This is a genomic window from Vibrio renipiscarius, from assembly GCF_000827885.1.
In the GTDB taxonomy this organism is placed as follows: Bacteria; Pseudomonadota; Gammaproteobacteria; order Enterobacterales; family Vibrionaceae; genus Vibrio; species Vibrio renipiscarius.
The window spans coordinates 436988-457525 of record NZ_JTKH01000006.1 but is presented as its reverse complement, the minus strand read 5'-3'; the positions used below and the strand labels follow the sequence as shown (position 1 = coordinate 457525).

Genomic DNA, 20538 nt, shown 5'->3' with positions numbered 1-20538 from the left:
TTATGTTCTAAAATGAGTATTTACTCTATACCTGTCGATTCGAGCCGTATCGAGAACCACAAGCATTGCTTGGTGTGATAACAGTAACGTAGAATAATCAAAGACTAATTTTGGAATACCCCTCATGAGTAAACCACTAAACGAACTGCTTAGTTTGTTGCAACTTGAAAAACTAGAAGAAGGCTTGTTTCGCGGACAAAGCGAAAATCTAGGCCTGCCTCAAGTCTATGGCGGTCAAGTGATCGGCCAGGCATTATCAGCCGCTCGATACACGGTGGATGACGCGCGCACCGTGCACTCATTCCACAGCTACTTCCTGTATCCGGGCGATCCTGAAAAACCAATCATCTATGATGTGGAAAATCTTCGCGAAGGTCGCAGTTTCAGTACCCGTCGGGTGAAAGCGATTCAAAATGGCCGCCCTATTTTCTATTTAACCGCTTCGTATCACGGTGAAGCACCTGGCTTTGAGCATCAAAACACCATGCCCGATATTCCAGGGCCAGAAAATTATGCCTCTGAATCAGAGCTTATCGCTCGCGTTGCCGAGTTTTTGCCACCAAAGCTGAGAAAGACATTTTGTGGTGAAAAACCCTTCGAGATGCGCCCTGTCGTCGTGGTGAATCCACTCAAACCAGAAAAGACTGAAGCCAAGCAGTACTTGTGGGTGAAGGCAAACGGTGAACTACCCGATAATCAGTTGATTCATCAGTATTTACTTGCCTATGCTTCTGACTGGGGGTTTCTCATTACCGCATTGCACCCACATGGTGTTTCTATACTCACGCCGAAATTTCAAGTCGCGACCATTGACCACTCAATTTGGTTCCATCGTCCATTCAAAATGGACGAATGGTTGCTGTATGTCATTGAAAGCCCAACCGCCAGTAACACTCGCGGCTTAGTACGCGGTGAAATCTTTGATCGTCAAGGCAACCTAGTGGCCAGCGCCGTGCAAGAAGGCGTGATGCGCTTTACTGACTAATGCGCGGCTGAACACTCAACTGATGAACAACCCACAGCGCGCGTCTAGCCATTAAATCGGCAGCGCTGTGGTGTATTTGAGTGGTTCCATTGCAAACGTCGACGTGACATCAGAAATCCCTTTCACTGAGTTGACCAGTTTTTTATAAAAACGGTCAAAACTCTGCATATCTTTGACCAGCACTTTCATCATGTAATCGTACTCACCTGCCATACGATAAAACTCCATGACTTCAGGGAACTCAGTGGCCGTTGATACAAATTGGCTGTACCACTCATGGGAATGGTCGCGCGTTTTGATCATCACAAACGCATTGAAAGATAAATCAAGCTTATCTGGGTTAAGCAAGGCAACACGCTTTTGAATCACGCCAGTCTCTTCCAACTTCTTTAGGCGCTTCCAGCATGGCGTCGTCGTTAAATTGACCGCTTCCGCAAGGTCATTCAATGACAAGGTTGCATCATGTTGCAACAATGCGAGTATTTTTCGATCAACACTATCCAGTTCCATTTTATAAAAAGCCCATCAAAGAGAAAAATATTCTCTAATTAAACGGAAGTAAGGGGTAATTAGCAAAGGTTTTCTCTCACTTTGTAGGTAAATTATTAGCATAAGAAGATTAAAGGAGAGACCCAATGTGCACCGATCATAACTGGATAAATAACGCCGTTAGAAAAATAGAAGCCGACTATCAGCGATCAGCCGACACACACCTCATCAAGTTAGACTTGCCGAGCATCGAAGGTATCGACATCTATTTAAAAGATGAAAGCACTCACCCAACAGGATCGCTGAAACATCGCCTTGCACGCTCTCTCTTTTTATACGCGATATGCAATGGTTGGGTTGGCCCTGAAACGACAATCATTGAATCGTCATCAGGCAGCACCGCTGTCTCTGAAGCCTATTTCGCTCGCCTTTTAGGCTTGCCATTCATTGCCGTGATGCCTAAAAGCACCGCTCGAAAAAAAATAGAGCAAATCGAATTTTATGGTGGTCAAGCGCACTTGGTTGAACACACTGATCAAATCTACGCAGAATCACACCGCTTAGCAGAAGCACTAAACGGCCACTACATGGATCAGTTTACTTACGCTGAACGCGCAACGGACTGGCGTGGTAACAATAACATCGCCAATTCGATCTTTGACCAAATGCAGTTGGAAGATCACCCGATTCCAACTTGGGTGGTCATGAGCCCAGGCACTGGCGGCACATCCGCAACGATCGGTCGTTTTATTCGTCATCAGCAACACAATACCAAGCTGTGCGTGGTTGACCCAGAAAACTCCGTGTTCCACGAGTTTTATCGCACTGGCAACAAAGCGCTTACTGGCGAAAATGGCAGCAAGATCGAAGGCATTGGCCGTCCTCGCGTTGAGCCGAGCTTCATCCCTGGCGTAGTCGATGAAATGCGCACTATCGCCGATGCCGCTTCAGTAGCGACAGCGCATTGGCTAGAAAACGTACTCGGGCGTAAAGTGGGCGCATCAACAGGAACAAACCTTTATGGTGTATTGCAGTTGGCCGGTGAAATGAAGCAGCGAGGCGAGAAAGGGTCGATTGTTACGCTGCTGTGTGACAGCGGCGAGCGCTATTTAGACACCTATTACAACCCCGAGTGGGTACAAGCGAACATTGGCGATTTACTTCCTTATGCCGTCAAACTAGAGCGCTTTGAAACCACAGGGCTTCTTGATTAACGCTTCGCTTCTCATCTCCACAATGCAAAAATGGCACTCAATGAGTGCCATTTACTATTCAAAACATCTCTGCTTACTTCGCTTTTTCGCGCGCTTCAAAGGCTGCTAGCTGCTCTGCGGTTGCTGGCGGTTGATGGTTTTGCTTCCACTCATCATAAGTCATGCCATATACACGCTCACGTGCATCATCAATACCCAGATCCAACTGCTGGTTTTCCGCCTCGGCTTTGTACCATTTACTAAAGCAGTTGCGGCAGAATCCCGCCAAAATCATCAAATCGATGTTTTGAACCTCTTTATTTTCATCAAGGTGAGAGAGCAAACGACGAAAGACCGCTGCATCTAATTTATCTTGTTGCTCTTGCGTCAGGTTTTTATATTTAAATTCAGGCACTTTACTTTCCTTATCGTTTTTATTTTCTTGCCAACAAGTATACGTGAAAGATAAAAAAACGCCCAAGCGTTCGGCTCGGGCGTTTATAAAAACTGTGCTATCAGTAACGAAGGATTATCCTTGGATACCCACAATCAGCCATGGTGCGTTATCAACCGTTAGGTCACGCTCTAAGTGCCACACGTCTTCGATGTCTTCTTCAACACCTTCCGCAGAGTCACGGTAACGGCCACTAAACTGCAAGCTTAGTTGCGCTTTAGTTGCATCGTAATCAGCACGAACGATTTCCGCATCCACATACATCACGTCTGTGTGTTGCTCACCATCCAGCTTTGCGCGTTCTTCTTGCAGATCTTGGTACAAGCTAGGAGAAACATACTCTTCGATTGTTTCAAGCTGGTTGTGGTTCCACGCACCTTGGATGATACGGTAATGTTCACGAGAGCCGTTCACAAATGCCGCTTGGTCAAAGCTTGGTGGGAAGTTATGCGGTACGTCTGTTTGTGCACCGAAACCACCAAAGCCACCTTGATTTACGTTCTGTGGTTGCTCGAAATTATGAACATTTGGTTGTTCAAATTTAGGCGCTGAACCACCGAAAGCCGGTTGCTGGCGATGCTGATTCATACTGCCCTGCTTCGCCCCCAGCATACGTCGCATTAATTTGAAGATCACAAAGGCAATGATACCCATGATCAGAATATCCATAAACTGGATACCTTCGAATGCGCCGCCACCAAGTAACGAACCAAGTAAACCACCAACAAGTAGGCCGCCTAGAATGCCACCCATCAAACCTTTTTTGCTTGATGACTGCTTCGCTGCTTGATCTTTACCAATGGTATTGGTGTTCTGTTGTTGCTGTTTAGGCGCTGGTGCTGTCTTAAAGCTTTTACCAAAAGACTTGCCACCACCAAACTTCTTAGCTTCCGCTACAGGCGTGATGGCTACAGAAACCATCAATAACGCCACTAGAGAAAAAAGTCGTTTCATGTTTTTCCTTTAGGGTACTTTATTTAGTTTAATATCCAGCGCATAAAAGGCTCTGGTTCCTTAATCTTAGCGCTCTCTATAAGATAAAGATACATCCAGCAATCGAATTCATGTATCAGAATATTGCAAATATGCTAACTCGGGTTGTTGACGCTTGCCGTCGTCCGTTATTAGAATATCGAACATTGTTCATTTTTAATTCTTTACTATGGCTCGAAGAAACGATCACACCCGCGACCAACTTATCGCTCTCACCTTGGATACGGTAAAACGCTTTCTTGATGAGCACTCATATCACGAATTAAGTCTGCGAAAAATCGCCAATATGATTGGCTATGTTCCCAGCACGCTGGTGAATGTTTTTGGTAGCTACAATTTATTGCTCTTGCATGTTGTGGCCCAAACCCTAGACGAGTTAACGCTCGAGGCGAAAGCGTCAATACAAGAAAGCCACGACCCTAAACAAGCGCTGCATGAATTGGCCTATTGTTATCATGATTTTGCGCTGCGTCACCCCCATCGTTGGCAGCTTATTTTTGAGCACAACATGAACGGTGACACCTTGCCTGAATGGCAAAGTAATCGTATTGATAACATGCTCGGTATGCTTGAACATTTATTGCGTATTTTGGCGCCTTCGCGCAACGATAGCGAAGTATTGCAAGCCAGTCGTGTTCTATGGTCCGGCGTTCATGGCATCACGTTGCTCAGTGTTGATGACAAATTTTTCGCAGCCGAGCCCGTCGATGGCAAAGAATTGATCGCCAATTTACTCTCAAACTATCTCAACAATTGGTAACGCAAAAGGATCTGCAATGCCACAGCAAAGTCAAACATCACTGTTAATGCAGCGACGTTTTCTGCCCTATTTTATTACCCAGTTCTTTGGGGCATTTAACGACAATATTTTTAAAAATGTTCTGTTGTTGTTTGTTGCTTTTGCGGGCGTCGGTGCCTTGCCCGTCTCTAGCCATTTGTTTATCAATCTTGCGGCCGGTTTATTTATTCTGCCGTTTTTCCTATTTTCAGCCTCGGCAGGTGTATTGGCGGACAAATATGAAAAATCCGGTTTTATTCGTAAAGTGAAACTGGCCGAAATCGGTATTATGCTGTTTGGCGCGATAGGTTTTATCACCGAAAGCTACCTAATCTTATTGATTCTGCTGTTCTTAATGGGGACGCAATCGGCCTTTTTTGGTCCGGTAAAATACGCACTTTTACCGCAGCAACTCACCGACAAAGAGTTAGTTCCTGGTAATGCATTAGTCGAAACCGGCACGTTTCTCGCCATCTTACTTGGTACATTAGGCGCTGGAGTGATTGCCTCTGCCGATAACGCGAATTACATTGCCGCGGGTTGCGTGGTCTTGTTTGCCCTGTTTGGTTATTTCGCCAGTCGTTCGATTCCAGAAGCCGCCGCCTCTGCCCCTGATCTGACTTTTCGTTGGCAGCCGATTAAAGACACCAAAAAGACCCTTGCGATTGCCAAATCTGATCGGGTTATTTTCCAATCCATTATGGCCATTAGCTGGTTCTGGTTCTTGGGCGCCGCTTATCTCACCCAGTTTCCCAACTTTACCAAAATTTATCTCAATGGCAGCGAGAGTGCGGTCTCCTTTTTGTTGGCGCTATTTTCCATCGGTATTGCCACAGGCTCAATGGCTTGCGACAAGCTCTCTAATCACAGAATTGAAATCGGCATCGTACCGTTAGGCAGCTTAGGTATTTCCATTTTTGGTTGGCTGATGGCGAGTTCCGTCCCAGACTCATTACCGACCTTCGAGAGTTTTAACCAATTTATTGGCTATCAGCCGTTGTGGCCGTTATTTACTTATTTGTTGCTACTCGGTGTCTCTGGTGGCATCTTTATCGTTCCCCTTTACGCCATGATGCAACAACGCGCCAAAATCACTGAGCGCGCACAAGTCATTGCCGCACTCAACATCTTCAATTCACTGTTTATGGTAGGGAGTGCGATTCTAGGGATTGTCTGTTTAAGTATTATTGAATTGTCGATCCCACAGTTTTTCCTATTACTGGCCGCATTCAACCTACTGGTAGCCTTGTATCTATTTAATCAAGTGCCTATTTTTGTCGTTCGATTTTTACTGTGGGTCACGACCCATACGATGTATCGCGTGACTCATAAAAATTTACACCATTTACCTGAAAAAGGCGGCGCACTGATTGTGTGTAACCATGTTAGCTACATGGATGCCCTGCTGCTTAGCGGCGCTTACCCACGCTTGATTCGTTTTGTGATGCAAGAAGAGTACGCCAACCTCCCGCCTATTCGACGCTTTTTGAAACGTGCTGGCGTGATCCCTATCTCTTCCACCAATCGTGGCTCTATCCGTCGTGCCTTCAACCAAGTTGAGCAAGATTTAAATGATGGCCATATTGTGTGTATTTTCCCAGAGGGCCACCTCACTAATGACGGGGAAATAAAAGAGTTTATGCGGGGGATGGATATCATTCTGCGCCGTAGCCCTGTTCCCGTCATTCCAATGGCACTGAAAGGCTTGTGGGGCAGTTACTTTAGCCGCTACAAAGGCCAGGCTTGTCAGGGACGTCCGACTCGATTTTGGTCAAAGGTTGAGATCGAAGCGGGAGAACCTGTCTCCCCCGAACAAGCGACAACCCATACGATGCGTCAAAAGGTCGCCGAATTACGGGGCGCTTGCCGCTAGCGGTTCTATCCATCATTGGATGGCTGTTCAACTTTTCTGAACAGCTGTTCAATTCATTCAGACTTACTGACCGACGTTGGTCATGTAATATGGCGTTCTTTATAAGTGAGCAATGATGCTCACTGGCCCCTTTTGACGCATAAGCGCATTGTAATCATGAAACCATACCAACAAACCGTTCCTTTTATTATTGGCCTGCTTGCCTGCCTAACGCCTTTTGTTACTTCACCAACAGCCTTAGTGATTGGCTTTTTACTCGCCTCGTTAGGCTTAGTGCCAAGCCACGTCAACTTAGCCAAAATCACCAAAAAATTACTCGCCTATTCGATTGTCGGCCTCGGCTTTGGCATTCACTTTGAAGAAGCGGTGGCGGTCACCTCTGATGGGATTGGCATTATCATTACCACCATTGTCAGTACCTTAGTGGTCGGTTGGTGGTTAGCCAAATTCTTGAAACTGGACAAAAAACTCGGCTATTTGATTTCAGCCGGAACGGCGATTTGTGGCGGCAGTGCGATTGCAGCGGTCTCACCCGCGATTCAAGCAGAAGATGAAGAGATTGGCCTCGCACTTGCGACCGTTTTTGTGCTCAACTCCATCGCTCTATTTATTTTCCCAGTCATTGGCCACGCGCTCAATTTAGATCAACACACTTTTGGCACTTGGGCAGCGATTGCGATTCACGATACCTCTTCGGTGGTTGGCGCGGCGTCGGCGTATGGTGAAGAAGCACTCACGACCGCGACGACTCTCAAACTGGCGCGCGCATTGTGGATCATTCCCGTCGCCTTTGTCAGTGCGTTTATTTTCCGCAACGATTCAAAGAAAATCACCATTCCGTTTTTTATTCTTTTTTACTGTCTAGCGATCGGGATTAGTGATGCATTGCCGCAGTTCGAAGCGATCTATAGCATTATTTTTGATGTCGCAAAGCGTGCGTTGGTGGTGTGTTTGTTCTTAATCGGCTGTGGTATCTCAGTCAATAAACTGAAAGCGGCAGGGGCGAAACCGTTGATCTTTGGCGTGACTTTGTGGGTGTTGATTTCCACCAGCTCGTTGGCTTGGTTAACACTGGCATAGCCCAAATATCGCGCAGGAGTAGGCCAATTCCCCCTTAGAGCTCTTCGGGCTCAATGCGCACTTTCTGACGTTTCTCTTTGCGGTAGTGAATCACGAGCGCTGCCACGAAGAGAAACGCCGATAACTCAGCTAACGCTCGATAGAGTCCTTCTACCTGTGTTGCCGTGGCAATCAGTAGCACCGCCCCCACTGTCAGTATCAACTTCATTTTTATATCCTTATCGCTATCCATCGAGTGTTATTATGAATCAGCGTTATAAGGTTGAGAAATTCGGTTTTGTACTATGACATTGCTAAATTAACTAAGTTGGCTTTCCAACCACTTAATGAAGGTGTGCACTTTCGGTCTTTTCTCCGCGCCTAATGGGCACAAAACATCATAACTCATCTCTGTTTCCATACTCGGATAAGGCGTGACAAGCTCACCAGTATCGATGTACTGCTTTACAAACTGATAGCGCCCCATTGCCACCCCAACGTCATGCAATGCGCTTTGTACGCCCATATCACGGTGACTCACACAGTAAAAATGTTTGAATAAATTGACGTCCAGATCGAAATGCTTAATCCAGCGTTGCCAGACATTTGATTCCAAAGCGTGAATAAAATTCACTCGATGCAACGATGCTAATCCATCGTCATAAATCTTAAGTTCTTTTGCATAGGCAGGCGTACATACTGGGACATATTTTTCGCCAAACAGTCTCTGTCGATACATATCTTTTAGATCGCTTTCACCATAGTAAATTGCGATATCCAAATGATTTTTATGAAAGTCTTGTTCTTCTTGAGAAAAGATATTGAGGTTAAATCGAGGGTATCGACGCTTAAAATCCGCAATCCGAGGCAGCAGCCAACCATTGGCAAATGCCGGGCTCATACCGATGTTGATTTTGCCATGCAATTCGGTGCAATTAATATCTTCAATTTCACCAAAAATAGAACTGAGCGATTTCGACAATGTGCGCTGAAAACGCTCCCCTTCAACGGTTAACGCCAGCTTACGCGTGCCACGCACGAACAAATTAAACCCGAGTTCATTCTCCAACACTTTGATCCGATGGCTAACCGCCCCTTGGGTTAAGTGCAGCTCTTTTGCCGCCAAGGTAAAACTCATGCTTTTCGCGGCGACATTAAAAGTATGTAGGTTACGCAGCAATAGTTGTTGGTTAGCCATATCAATCCATGCATTAAAATTTTTAATTCATGCTACTCGCCAATTGGTTTGTTTGCAGTAATAAATAAGTTTTAAATACCTACAGTTGCTTAAATTGTTTGCCAGATCGATTACTTACGGTTCGATTTGGCCATTAGATTAAAAATTTTTATTTATTAAACACTTTCTAATTTACTAGGGGCATACATGAATATACTCGGATATATGCAAAAAGTCGGTAAAGCACTGATGGTTCCAGTGGCGACCTTACCTGCGGCTGCGATCCTTATGGGGGTTGGCTACTGGCTCGATCCTGTTGGTTGGGGTTCGGAAAGCATTCTCGCGGCATTTCTAATTAAATCGGGCGGCGCCATCATCGACAACATGGCCGTCTTGTTTGCTGTCGGTGTCGCTTTTGGTTTGAGCCGCGATAAAAATGGCTCTGCGGCGTTGTCTGGTTTTGTGATGTTCCTCGTCGTCACCACACTACTTGCACCCGGTTCGGTGGCACAGTTGATTAACGTGGAGTTAAGCGAGGTTCCCGCCGCTTTTGGTAAGATCAGTAACCAGTTTGTCGGCATTATCGTCGGTATTATCTCGGCTGAAATTTACAACCGCTACTCGACCGTTGAACTGCCGCAAGCCTTAGCGTTCTTTAGCGGTAAACGCTTAGTGCCTATTCTTACCTCAATTGCTGGTATGTTCTTATCGTTCGCACTGCTTTACGTTTGGCCTGCGGTTTACGATGCACTGATCCTACTCGGTATCAAACTGGAAAGTATGGGCGCTATTGGCGCAGGTCTATTTGGCTTCTTTAACCGCTTGTTTTTAGCCGTTGGCATGCACCACGCTCTGTACCCGGTGTTCTGGTTTGATGTGGTGGGTATTAACGATATTCCTAACTTCCTTGGTGGCGCGCAGTCGATAGCCAATGGCACAGGTATTCCGGGTAAAACGGGGATGTACCAAGCGGGCTTCTTCCCAATCATGATGTTTGGATTACCGGGTGCGGCACTGGCGATGTACCACTGCTCAGATGCGAAAAACAAGAATCAAGTCTTTGCCATCATGTTGGCAGCGGCGATGGCTTCATTCTTCACCGGCATCACTGAGCCACTAGAATTCAGCTTCATGTTCTTAGCACCACTACTGTTCCTATTGCACGCTGTACTCACCGGTATTTCTCTATACATCGCTGCGAGCATGGAGTGGATGGCAGGCTTCGGTTTCTCTGCAGGGTTTGTTGACTTAGTCCTATCGAGCCAGAACCCATTGGCGGTGAAATGGTACATGTTGATTGCACAAGGCATTGTCTTCTTTGCGCTTTACTATGCGGTCTTCCGCTTCGCGATTATCAAGTTCAACCTCAAAACGCCAGGGCGTGGTGAAGAGATGGAATCGGAGCAAAAAGACACGACACCGGAAGCGTTAAATGGCCTTGCGTATGACTACATCGAAGCGGTGGGCGGCGCAGACAATATTCTAGAAGTGGATAACTGTATTACCCGTTTACGCTTGAGCGTTAAGGATTCAGCCAAAGCAGACAGCGCGAAACTCACTCAGCTAGGCGCTATGGGTGTGGTGCCGATTGGCAAAGGCGGCTTACAGGTTATCGTTGGTCTAGGCAAGGTAGATAAAGTGGCTGAGCAAATGAAGAAGGTGCTCGCAAGCTAAAGAAAACAAGTGATGACTCACCTCATCACGCCCCCTAAGTGCAGAGCGATTAGTCACCGCCTCTGCACTTTTTTTTATGGCGCGACATTATCAATAGCAAGATTTAAATGGCGCAGCGATCAACGCAGGCGCATTGAGACATTAATGCGCGTCTTTGCTCTGGGTCGCAAGCCAATCTTTGACTTGCTTGCGCGACACTTTAATCCCACTGCCTAATAGTGACTCAGGCAACAGCAAATACGCGACTGGCCATTTGAATTTCACCAATATTTGTTCAAGATGCAGTTCAATGCTTGCTCGCGCAGGAAGCGCATCTGCTAGCAATACGGCGACCGGTCGCTGACCAAACTCGGCATCAGCGATAGGCACCACAATTGACTGCGTGATACCCTTCATCTGATTGAGTGCCGCTTCTATTTCCTCGCAGTGAATATTCTCTCCACCGGAGATAAATTGATTGTCTGCACGGCCTTTGATCACCAATTCGCCATTGGCAAGTTGCTCACCAAGATCTTTACTATCAAACCAGCCTTGTGCATCCGTTATAGGGGTAATGACACCTTGTTCAAAGTAACCACTCGCCAGCGTTTCACCACCTATGTAGATACGCCCTTTTCTTAATTCTAAGCGACGATTAGGCAATACCGTTCCCGCACTGTAGGTCGCATCAATTTGCTTTGCGGTCACTGTCGAGGCCGCTTCCGTCATGCCGTAGCCGAGCCAAGTTTCAATCCCTTGCTCTGCCGCTTGCTGACTTAAAGCCAACGGGACATGGCTGCCACCCAATAGCACATGAGTTAAATCCAGTGACGTTGCAGCGCTAAGCAGTCGTTCTAACTGTGTTGCCACAAGCGAAGCGTGCGTTACGCCTTGAACATCTTGCAGTAAATCACCACTGCCGACTTTCAATTGCGCGCCTGCGGCCAACCAGCGGTACACAATCGCTAACCCTGAGACGTGGTACATCGGCAAGCTCAGCAGCCAGCAGTCTGAGGGGGCAAAGTGGAACGGTTCCAATAGCCCTTGCGCCGAAGCCAAATGTTGCGCGTGGGTGTGTACCACGGCTTTAGGCTTGCCCATTGAGCCAGAGGTGAAGATGATCGAGGCCAGAGAATCGGCATGGTAGCGACTCTTCACCTTAATCTGAGATTCTGGTTGCGCCAGCCCTATTTGAGAGACGGCGATTGAAGGGATGTCGAGTAATAAACCTCCGACCGCATCACCTCTATCATGCATCCAAACTTGGGTGGGTTGGGAGGCCGAATAGAGCGTATCGAGCTTATCATCAAGGGCCAACTGAGGTTGTGGCATGGTGAGCGCACAAATCGCGCCAAGCTCGGCACAAGCTAAATAGATCAGCAGCATCTCTGGGCTATTTTTGCCCACACACGTGACAACGCTGCCTTGGGTGACTTGTTGACCCGCTAACGCTTTAGCGTAAAGAGAAACCACTTGTTCTAATTGAGACCAAGTATATTGATGTTGCGGAGTAACCAGAGCTAAACAATCTGGGCTCCTAAGAGCCCAGTTTTTTAAAGGTGATAGGTGCATTATGCCTGCCAAATCAACGCTTGATCGGAGAGCTTACGCAGTGGTAGTGGGCTGTTTGGCCATGGTACTTCCAACTGTTCAGCGTACAAGCCGATGGTATCTAGGCCCGGAACTTCATCAGGGAGTTTCCATTTGGCAAAACGAGCCAATTGGTTCAAACCGAGACTCGATTCAATACTGGAGCTGATCACCGTTTTGATGCCAAGCACTTTCGCCGCTTCAATCAGTTCAATACACGTTTGTACGGAACCGATTAACGTTGGTTTGATCACAATGGTTTTAACGCCTGTGAAATCCGTTAGTTTGAATTCAGGCTTACGCACAGCATGTTGCAGCGTTTCATCCCACGCTAAGGCAATGCCCGTATCGATAGCAAATGAGAAGCTATCACCCGGCACTTGGCAAGGCTCTTCGATAAACTCAATACGCTGGCGATAAGAAGGCGCTACATAGCTAGCAAATTTGAGGGCTTTTTCTTTGGTCCAAGCGCGATTCGCATCGAGACGAAGATTCAAGTCTGGGATGGATTCTAAGAAGAGATTGACCAGCATGCCATCACGAATCGGTTCATAAAGGCCCACTTTAATCTTAGCGACTTTTTTGCCTTCCATTGCATTTAGCTTAGGCAGCAACTCATCCGGATCACCGCTACACAGTGGCGCTGAACGATAGATACCGTCACTCGGCAGTTCGCCAGCCAGTTCGAGTTGTGCCATTGAAAGGCCAAACGCAACCGAAGGGTACATTTCACTTTCATCAAGCGCGGGCTCACCGTTTTTCCAACCATTTAGCTGTTCGATAAGTTGGGTGTAAACCTCTTCCATTGTTTCACAACTAAAGCCCGGTAACGGAGCGACTTCACCATGACCAACACGGCCATTCTCCGCAAGTTCGATAACAAACCCTTCACGCTCAGTCAGGCGACGTTCACGTAAAATCACCCCACTGTCCATTGGCAAAGCGTAGCGATACAGTTTGGCTGATCTCATACCCATATTCCCTTGTTTATTATTGTTATAACTAGCCGATTTAGAATTTAAGAGTCGCTTACTCAGTCACGTCATTAATGCGAGGCAAAGGTACGCAATTTTTCGATATAAATGCGTACCTGTGACATCGCTATCGCAACAACGGCGACCAAGACAACGCTAGATTATGGGTTACGCGGGAACTTGTTGAAGTCCGGACGACGCTTTTCGTTGAATGCATTGCGACCTTCCTGACCTTCTTCCGTCATGTAGAACATCATCGTTGCATTGCCCGCAAGCTCTTGTAGGCCAGCTTGTCCATCACAGTCAGCGTTCAATGCCGCTTTCAAACAGCGTAGTGCCATTGGGCTGTGTTGTAGCGTTTCACGAGACCAACGAATCGCTTCTTTTTCAAGATCTTCAACCGGTACTACCGTGTTCACAAGCCCCATATCCAATGCTTCTTGTGCATCGTAGAAACGACATAGGAACCAAATTTCACGCGCTTTCTTCTGGCCAACGATACGAGCCATGTAAGACGCGCCCCAACCGCCATCAAATGAACCCACTTTAGGCCCTGTTTGACCAAATTGCGCGTTTTCTGCTGCGATGGTTAAATCACACATCATGTGTAGAACATGACCACCGCCCACGGCCCAGCCCGCAACCGCTGCGATAACCGGCTTAGGACACGTACGGATTTGACGTTGGAAATCCAATACGTTTAGGTGGTGCGTACCGCTATCATCTCGGTAGCCGCCGTAGTCGCCACGAATTTTTTGGTCTCCGCCTGAGCAGAACGCTTTCTCACCAAGACCCGTCAAAATGATCACGCCAACGCTTTCGTCGTAACGCGCGTCTGCGAGTGCATTGATCATCTCTTTTACAGTATTAGGACGAAACGCATTGTGAACTTGTGGACGAGCGATAGTGATTTTTGCAATGCCGTCTTCTGACTTGTGGTACTGAATATCTTCATATTCACCACTGCAGTCATTCCAGTTTACCGGTGCGTAAAGCTCTTCTTCTGAAATACCTACTGTTTTAGCCATGGTGATTCCTATTTTTGTTTATCACTCACTCTCGTGAGTTTGGATTAGATGCTTAATGACATTAGCAAAAGCGCGTGGCTGCTCGTGATGTACGTTGTGCCCCGCTTGCGCTATTTGGCTGAAAGACAAGCCGCTTTGCTCAGCCAACTGACTGAACTTCGTGTCTTTCTCGCCACAAATATAATGGATCGGTACCGCGCTACGAGCGAGTGGCTCAAGCAGCAAGGGTTGTTTCGCTAAAGACGTCGCCAACAACATCTGACCGATTTCAGCGCCAAGATTATCACTTCGCTTAGCGATCAAAGTTTGTCTTTGCTCATGATTTAATGAAGAAAATACCGCTTGTTGATACCAATCGTTCAAGACCTGAGCGATCGGCTCTTTTTTGAAACGCTGCGACCACGAAAAATCATTCTCGTATCGTGCTTGACGCATGTCGGCAGTATCAAGGCCAAAGTGCGCCCCTTCAATAATAGCCATCATCAGATTTAAATGTTCAAAATGATGATGCGCAATACCATACATGGCAATTCGACCACCCAGTGAGTAGCTCACTAATATGAATGTTTGTTGAGGAGGGAAAATCGTGGTCAGGGTTTGTTCGATATGTTGGCACACATCATCAAAGCCTAAGCTAGGCACGGCGACACTGTCGCCATGACCCGGTAAATCAAGAGTAACTGTGGAATAACCGTTCAGTTCATTAAGGCACGCCTGCCAGTCTTTCCCACTGCCCAACAAACCATGCAGAAACACCAACACTGGCGCTTCTGCATTTGCTGAATCTGACAGGTTGAGGCTATAGGCTAGCATGGAAGTGTTTAACGACCTCTTTGATGTGCGCAGAAGCTTGCTCTGGAGGCGTTGTGACTTCAATCAGCAAGCAACCCTTACCTGAGATGTCAGGTGCTGCTCTAACTTAGCTTGATAAGCCTCACGCTGCTCAGCATGATAATAAGCCAACTTAAACTGCGCAGCCGCTGCTGAAAAATCATACCCATGGGGCATTTGATACAGTCGCTGCTTTTGTTGCTCTGGTACTGGCAACAAACCAAAAATAGCGCCGCCATCATTATTGGTCACGACAATCGCGCTCGGCACATCATGATGAGTCAACAATGCCAATGAATTGAGATCATAGAGCAAGGAGGTGTCACCGATATAAAGCACACTTGGCTGGTTGGTCGCTCTCATCGTTCCTGCCGCTGTCGCCACTAAGCCATCAATGCCTGATGCGCCACGGTTGGAATAAACGTCACATTCCACCTCGCCAAACATATCCACCAAACGGACAAATAGACTGTTGCCTAAGAAGATGTTCGTCTGCGGTGGCAATTGACTTAACGTGGTCGCCAAAGCGACTTCGTTCAATACTTCAGAATCATCGACATGCCGCTCAACAGCATGGCTCACCGCACGACTGAACTGACTCATGTCCATCGCCCAACCAGAGAGTGGCATATCGCCTTCAAATTGCTGCGCAGCGTACGTTAGCCAAGTTGCAATATCCGCATGATGGTGGATTTGCATTAAATGGTCTTGGTTATTGCGGTCGATACTTGGACTCAAATAATGATATTCAACCGCATGATTGGTTGAATGTTGAATCGTCGACTGAGTTTGCGATAACCAGTGATTCAAGCGCTTAGAGATAATCCGTGAGCCTATTTGTAACACGATCTCCGTTTCGTTAAGAGCATTGGCCCCTGATTCACTTTGCAGCCAGATATCAAAATGGGCCCAAGCACTGGATGCGCCAGACTGTACATCACACAGCACAGGCCATCCCAAACGCTGCGCGAACGCTTGCGCTAATTTCGCTTCCGCCTGCGAGACGCTGCCAATGACGATAATACCTTTACGTTCACGCCACTCGCGGCAATCAAACGCAACAGACGTACTTGAAAATTGCTGGCTATAACATTGAGTGCTTTGCTGCCATAGCGCCACGCTATCTAAGTAAGTCTGATAGATCGATTTAGGTTGGTTCGAATAAAGTGGTTCAGGGAAAGCACAGTTGATATGCACCGCACTGCCATCACGGGCTTGACGAGCCATCACATCATCAATTGACGTTAATAACCACCGTAGCGACACGTGCTCACTTGGGCTAGGTAAATTGAGTGCCGCGGTGACATGACTGGAAAAAATGCCTTGTTGTGCGATCGCTTGGTTAGCGCCGCACGCGACTAACTCGACGGGACGATCGGCCGTCAGTACCACCAGCTTTTCACCCGTTAACTTAGCTTCAGCAATCGCTGGCAATAAATTGGCAACGGCGGTACCCGACGTCACGACAATCGCCACGGGTTTTCGGCTGGCTTTCGCCAAACCGAGCGCCAAAAAGCCGAGGCCACGTTCATCATAATGAGTATGCAACGTCAGATTTTGGTTATCATCCGCTTCCAACGTTAAGGGCGTTGAACGCGAGCCAGGCGCGATACAAATATGTTCAACCCCAAAGCGGGTCAACTCCTCGAGAAGAACTTGGCACCAAATGCGATTCATCACCGCTTGGTCGCGGTTCACATTGCCATTCATGACGCAACTCCTAGCGAGGGGTGATCTGAAATCAAAGACAGTAACGTTGAGACTTTTTTATCAAGCTCTTGCCACTCATGCTCAGCAATGGAGCCTGGCACAATCCCTGCCCCAGCATAAAGCTGTATCGCATCATCAACAATCTGAGCGCTGCGGATCGCGACACAAAATTCCGCCCGTTGCTGGCTAATGAATCCCATAGAACCGGCATACCAACTGCGCGCAAACGGCTCATGCTGCTGGATGAAATCCATCGATTCTTTGCGTGGCAATCCGGCAACGGCGGCGGTTGGCTGCAGCGCAGACAATAATTGAACACCGTTAACGCCATGATTCAAATGCGCATGAATACTGCGCTTTAAATGCTGAACTTTCCGTAAACGCACTAAACGCGCTTCTGATTCCACTTCCACAACATCAGAATAAGGCTTGAGGCGTTCGATAATATCGTCCACCACATATTGGTTTTCATTAAGGTTTTTACTGTCTTGTGAGAGCCAATTCGCCAGTTCCATATCTTGGCTGGCATTCTTACCACGGCCAATCGTACCAGCAAGCGCTTCTGTGTAGAGGTCTTTACCTTGACGAGAGTATAAACGCTCCGGTGTTGAACCAATGAAACTATGACGTTCGTTCTGAGCCAACATAAAGTGGAAGCTATGCTGATTGTGCTCCGCGCTCGCTTTTAATAGCTGCGCAGCACAAATAGCGGAATCAAGCTCAAGGGTTGTTTCACGCGCTAAAACGACTTTTTTAAACTGATTATTCTCGATGCCATCAAGCACCTTCTTCACTAAGTGCGCCCATTGAGGTTGTGTTGGCGTATGCTCGACACATTTAATCTGCGCGGATAAAGGAAGTAATTGAGGAATGATGAGTTTCAACTGCTGCAAGCTCTCTATCGCTTGCAACTTATCACCGCCAATATTGATGGCGAGTTCCCATTCTTGATCGTGGCGAATTAACTCAATTTGCGGCAAAAAGAAAAACGATGCTGGGCAATGTGGGTTTTTGGCACTTTGACCGTCAAACGATCGCCCGCCCCAAACTCGTTGTTCACCTTGCAAGAAGGCATATGCCGGTGCGGGATCAGAAAACGTACTGAGTTGACCTATCGCGACCACTTCTTCGTTCCTGTCGCGAGATTGCCAGTAGAATTTGGGAAAAAGAGGCTGAGCTTGCAACCAATCAATGAAAGCAAAATCAGGCTTTTTCGGCAGAACTTGAACTAAACGAGAGACCTCGTCTGTTGCTTCCTTGACACGTTCAATTAGTTCAGTAATAGCTTGCTGAAAATATGACAAATAAACCTCGAATAACTAAAGCCAACAGGGCTTTGCGGTTAAGCTTGATAAAAAGTAGCCGTGTTTTAATTTATTCTAATAATTCGCGCCTGGCGTTTCTTCGTACTTTGTACGTCAACGAAGGCAATAAAACACACTGACTCAATCCGCAGATTTGTACCTATCGTCTATTCTACGCTTATATTGCTGTGATATGCAGTGGATTCAATGTCTCTCAGCACTGTCTGTATAAAAAACAAACAAGAAACAATCGTTCTCGCTAGCGGTTCTCATATCAAACTGCACGACCAGCATAAATAAGCACAAAATGCGTCGATAATGTATTTCCACCACGCATTCAGATCAAGGCTGTAGCCCATATTTTACTGAAAGCTGTGATTGCACCCAAGGCTATTGAATGGAAAAAAAGCCACAATCATAGATTTTTATTCTACCAAACATTATTTTGGTGTACTTTAATAAAGAAATTCAATTATTTTTAGGTTTTACACAATGCAAAATATCGGGATGTCGTCAAAACTCGACAATGTCTGCTATGACATTCGCGGACCAGTACTCAAACATGCTAAGCGCATGGAGGAAGAGGGGCATAAAATACTAAAACTAAACATTGGTAACCCTGCCCCATTTGGTTTTGACGCCCCTGATGAAATTTTAGTCGATGTCATCCGCAATCTACCAACTTCGCAAGGTTACTGTGATTCAAAGGGCATCTACTCTGCACGTAAAGCCGTCGTTCAGCATTACCAAAAACAAGGCATTCGTTCACTTGATGTCGAAGACGTTTATATCGGTAACGGTGCGTCTGAGCTGATCGTCATGTCAATGCAAGCGCTATTGAACAATGGCGATGAAATGCTGGTACCTGCTCCAGATTACCCACTTTGGACTGCTTCAGTGGCATTGTCTGGTGGTAAAGCCGTTCACTATATCTGTGACGAAGAAGCCGATTGGTACCCTGATCTGGACGACATGAAAAGCAAAATCACGCCAAAAACACGCGGAATTGTGCTGATCAACCCAAACAACCCGACAGGTGCTGTCTACAGCCGAGATTTCTTGCTGGAAGTAATTGAAATTGCTCGCCAACATAAGCTCATTATCTTTGCTGACGAGATCTACGACAAAGTACTTTATGATGGTGCGACGCATACGTCAGTGGCAACACTTACCGAAGACGTCCTCGTGGTAACGTTCAACGGCCTATCCAAAGCGTACCGCGTTTGTGGTTTCCGCGGTGGCTGGATGTTTATGACCGGTCCTAAGCATCTTGCTCAAGGCTACATTTCCGGCCTAGAAATGCTGTCGTCAATGCGCTTGTGTGCCAACGTGCCAATGCAGCATGCAATCCAAACCGCGCTGGGTGGCTACCAAAGCATCAATGAGTTAATCCTACCGGGTGGCCGCTTGCTTGAGCAGCGTGATCGCGCATGGGAACTCATCAACCAAATTCCTGGTATTTCTTGTGTGAAACCAAAAGGCGCAATGTACTTGTTCCCGAAAATAGACACCAAGAAATACAAGATTCACAACGACCAAAAAATGGTGCTCGATTTCTTGATTCAAGAAAAAGTGCTACTAGTACAAGGCTCTGGTTTTAACTGGCCGAAACCAGACCACTTCCGTATCGTGACATTGCCACATGTGGAAGATCTTGAGACTGCAATCGGTCGTTTTGAACGTTTTATTTCGACTTACAGCCAGTAGATATCGCATTCCCATAGATATTTTGGTCTAAGTTACATATTCTTAAAGGCACTCTTATGAGTGCCTTTTTTATTACGACTCTCCTCATGGCATAAGGATGTAGAGATGAAAGAAAGTCATTTTTTTGCGCATCTTGCACGAATGAAGCTGATTCAACGTTGGCCTTTGATGCGATCCGTCTCAACAGAAAACATTTCCGAGCATAGCCTTCAAGTTGCTTTTGTCGCCCATGCACTCGCGCTCATCAAAAACAAAAAATTCGCTGGTAACTTAAACCCTGAACGCATCGCACTTCTCGGGATGTATCATGATACGAGTGAAGTATTAACGGGCGATCTTCCGACTCCAGTCAAATACTACAGCCCTGAAATAGCCAAAGAATACAAAAAGATTGAAGCCGCCGCGGAGAAAAAACTGTTGGCGATGTTACCGGAAGAATTTCAGCAAGATTTTGCACCTTACTTATTATCGCAAAGTGCGCATAAAGAAGATGAAGTCATCGTCAAGCAAGCCGATACCATCTGTGCTTACCTGAAATGCTTAGAAGAGTTAAGCGCAGGCAACCACGAGTACGCATTAGCCAAAAAACGCCTCGATATCACGTTAAAAGAACGTTACACGCCCGAAATGGATTATTTCCTGAATACGTTTGCTCCAAGCTTTGAATTATCACTCGACGAAATCAGTTAATTCATCTCATATAGACGGAATGGTGAATGGTGACAACGACCTTGATAACG

General features: G+C 46.7%; 18 protein-coding genes and 1 pseudogene. 8 read left to right on the top strand and 11 right to left on the bottom strand.

Features of this window, described 5'->3' with window-relative positions; all coding sequences use genetic code 11:
* The first annotated feature begins 124 nt into the window (after positions 1–124).
* Entirely contained in the window at positions 125–985 is an 861-nt protein-coding gene (gene tesB / locus OJ16_RS05360; RefSeq protein WP_040988148.1) for an acyl-CoA thioesterase II, read from the top strand.
* A gap of 51 nt (positions 986–1036) precedes the next feature.
* Here the strand turns inward: tesB and OJ16_RS05355 are convergent, their stop codons facing one another.
* The gene (locus tag OJ16_RS05355; RefSeq protein WP_040988146.1) at positions 1037–1495 is read right to left on the bottom strand and encodes an Lrp/AsnC family transcriptional regulator; all 459 of its coding nucleotides are present in this window, start codon (positions 1493–1495) and stop codon (positions 1037–1039) included.
* Positions 1496–1620: 125 nt separating this feature from the next.
* On the opposite strand from OJ16_RS05355, the gene OJ16_RS05350 reads away from it, so the two are divergent.
* Positions 1621–2688 carry a PLP-dependent cysteine synthase family protein gene (locus tag OJ16_RS05350; RefSeq protein ID WP_040988144.1) on the top strand — a complete coding sequence of 356 codons (1068 nt, stop codon included), beginning with the start codon at positions 1621–1623 and terminating at the stop codon, positions 2686–2688.
* Between the two features lie 73 nt (positions 2689–2761).
* Here the strand turns inward: OJ16_RS05350 and OJ16_RS05345 are convergent, their stop codons facing one another.
* Positions 2762–3082: a DUF1244 domain-containing protein gene (locus OJ16_RS05345; RefSeq protein WP_040988142.1), complete on the bottom strand. Its 321-nt coding sequence runs from the start codon at positions 3080–3082 to the stop codon at positions 2762–2764.
* Positions 3083–3196: 114 nt separating this feature from the next.
* Positions 3197–4075: a Tim44 domain-containing protein gene (locus OJ16_RS05340; RefSeq protein WP_040988140.1), complete on the bottom strand. Its 879-nt coding sequence runs from the start codon at positions 4073–4075 to the stop codon at positions 3197–3199.
* 208 nt (positions 4076–4283) lie between these two features.
* Here OJ16_RS05340 and OJ16_RS05335 point away from each other — a divergent pair, with 208 nt between their 5' ends.
* The 3 genes from OJ16_RS05335 to OJ16_RS05325 all read left to right on the top strand — a co-directional run bounded on the left by OJ16_RS05335 (position 4284) and on the right by OJ16_RS05325 (position 7845).
* Positions 4284–4874 carry a TetR/AcrR family transcriptional regulator gene (locus tag OJ16_RS05335; RefSeq protein WP_040988139.1) on the top strand — a complete coding sequence of 197 codons (591 nt, stop codon included), beginning with the start codon at positions 4284–4286 and terminating at the stop codon, positions 4872–4874.
* A gap of 16 nt (positions 4875–4890) precedes the next feature.
* Positions 4891–6765, top strand: a complete 1875-nt coding sequence (locus OJ16_RS05330; RefSeq protein WP_040988137.1) for an MFS transporter — start codon at positions 4891–4893, stop codon at positions 6763–6765.
* A gap of 156 nt (positions 6766–6921) precedes the next feature.
* Positions 6922–7845 (top strand): YeiH family protein, encoded by a 924-nt coding sequence (locus tag OJ16_RS05325; protein ID WP_040988828.1) that lies wholly within the window; start codon positions 6922–6924, stop codon positions 7843–7845.
* A gap of 34 nt (positions 7846–7879) precedes the next feature.
* Here OJ16_RS05325 and OJ16_RS20120 read toward each other — a convergent pair whose 3' ends face one another.
* Together OJ16_RS20120 and OJ16_RS05320 are read right to left on the bottom strand one after the other, a co-directional pair.
* Entirely contained in the window at positions 7880–8053 is a 174-nt protein-coding gene (locus OJ16_RS20120; protein ID WP_173425006.1) for a hypothetical protein, read from the bottom strand.
* 90 nt (positions 8054–8143) lie between these two features.
* Positions 8144–9022, bottom strand: a complete 879-nt coding sequence (locus OJ16_RS05320; protein WP_040988135.1) for a LysR substrate-binding domain-containing protein — start codon at positions 9020–9022, stop codon at positions 8144–8146.
* 204 nt (positions 9023–9226) lie between these two features.
* Between OJ16_RS05320 and nagE the strand changes: the two genes are divergently transcribed.
* Positions 9227–10675: an N-acetylglucosamine-specific PTS transporter subunit IIBC gene (gene nagE / locus OJ16_RS05315; protein WP_173425011.1), complete on the top strand. Its 1449-nt coding sequence runs from the start codon at positions 9227–9229 to the stop codon at positions 10673–10675.
* Between the two features lie 141 nt (positions 10676–10816).
* On the opposite strand, the gene menE is transcribed toward nagE, so the two are convergent.
* The 6 genes and pseudogenes from menE to OJ16_RS05285 all read right to left on the bottom strand — a co-directional run bounded on the left by menE (position 10817) and on the right by OJ16_RS05285 (position 18091).
* Positions 10817–12226, bottom strand: coding sequence for an o-succinylbenzoate--CoA ligase (gene menE / locus OJ16_RS05310; RefSeq protein ID WP_040988130.1), 1410 nt, complete (start codon positions 12224–12226; stop codon positions 10817–10819).
* Positions 12226–13215 (bottom strand): o-succinylbenzoate synthase, encoded by a 990-nt coding sequence (gene menC / locus OJ16_RS05305; protein WP_040988128.1) that lies wholly within the window; start codon positions 13213–13215, stop codon positions 12226–12228. Before menC ends, menE begins: the two co-directional genes overlap by 1 nt.
* Positions 13216–13379: 164 nt before the next feature.
* Complete coding sequence (gene menB / locus OJ16_RS05300; RefSeq protein WP_040988126.1) at positions 13380–14246, bottom strand: 1,4-dihydroxy-2-naphthoyl-CoA synthase; 867 nt, start codon at positions 14244–14246, stop codon at positions 13380–13382.
* Between the two features lie 21 nt (positions 14247–14267).
* Positions 14268–15059, bottom strand: coding sequence for a 2-succinyl-6-hydroxy-2,4-cyclohexadiene-1-carboxylate synthase (menH, locus tag OJ16_RS05295; RefSeq protein ID WP_040988124.1), 792 nt, complete (start codon positions 15057–15059; stop codon positions 14268–14270).
* A pseudogene (menD, locus tag OJ16_RS05290) lies at positions 15046–16775 on the bottom strand (2-succinyl-5-enolpyruvyl-6-hydroxy-3-cyclohexene-1-carboxylic-acid synthase). Before menD ends, menH begins: the two are co-directional and overlap by 14 nt.
* A gap of 8 nt (positions 16776–16783) precedes the next feature.
* Positions 16784–18091: an isochorismate synthase gene (locus OJ16_RS05285; RefSeq protein WP_040988122.1), complete on the bottom strand. Its 1308-nt coding sequence runs from the start codon at positions 18089–18091 to the stop codon at positions 16784–16786.
* A gap of 492 nt (positions 18092–18583) precedes the next feature.
* Between OJ16_RS05285 and OJ16_RS05280 the strand changes: the two genes are divergently transcribed.
* Both OJ16_RS05280 and yfbR read left to right on the top strand, forming a co-directional pair.
* Entirely contained in the window at positions 18584–19798 is a 1215-nt protein-coding gene (locus OJ16_RS05280) for a pyridoxal phosphate-dependent aminotransferase (protein ID WP_040988120.1), read from the top strand.
* A gap of 105 nt (positions 19799–19903) precedes the next feature.
* Positions 19904–20488, top strand: a complete 585-nt coding sequence (gene yfbR, locus OJ16_RS05275; RefSeq protein WP_040988118.1) for a 5'-deoxynucleotidase — start codon at positions 19904–19906, stop codon at positions 20486–20488.
* Positions 20489–20538: the final 50 nt, after the last annotated feature.